This is a genomic window from Caulobacter sp. 602-1 (assembly GCF_003931565.1).
In the GTDB taxonomy this organism is placed as follows: domain Bacteria; phylum Pseudomonadota; class Alphaproteobacteria; order Caulobacterales; family Caulobacteraceae; genus Caulobacter.
The window spans coordinates 1-440 of sequence record NZ_RRYI01000029.1 but is presented as its reverse complement, the minus strand read 5'-3'; the positions used below and the strand labels follow the sequence as shown (position 1 = coordinate 440).

The 440-nt window shown below is 65.5% G+C and carries 1 protein-coding gene; it reads right to left on the bottom strand.

What is annotated here, in order from left to right; translation table 11 throughout:
- On the bottom strand, positions 1-440 hold a 440-nt coding region (locus EIK80_RS25090), incomplete at both ends, for a 16S rRNA (cytidine(1402)-2'-O)-methyltransferase (RefSeq protein WP_233586941.1).

Genomic DNA, 440 nt, shown 5'->3' with positions numbered 1-440 from the left:
GCCCAACAGTGTGCGTAGATATTGCACTCGTTCGGCATGCTTGCGCGGCAGGAATCCCTCGTAGCAGAAGCGATCGGTGGGCAGGCCGGAAAGGGCAAGCGCGTCAAGCACGGCAGAGGGGCCAGGCGCGCAGGTGACGGGCAGGCCGCGTTCAATGGCGCGGCGCACAATGGCCAGGCCTGGATCGTTGATGGTGGGCATGCCGGCGTCGGAAACGACGAGCACGGTCGCACCGGTTTCGACCTGATCAAGCAAGCCGTCGGCCTTGTCTCGCTCGTTGTGGTCGTGGTAGGCGACGACTCGGCCGTTCACATAGACGCCGAGGCGGCGAGCCAGGTCGAACAGGCGGCGGGTGTCCTCTGCGGCTACGATGTCGGCGCGTTCCAGAAAAGCCACCAGACGAGCAGAAGCGTCGCCGACGTTGCCGATTGGGGTCGCAG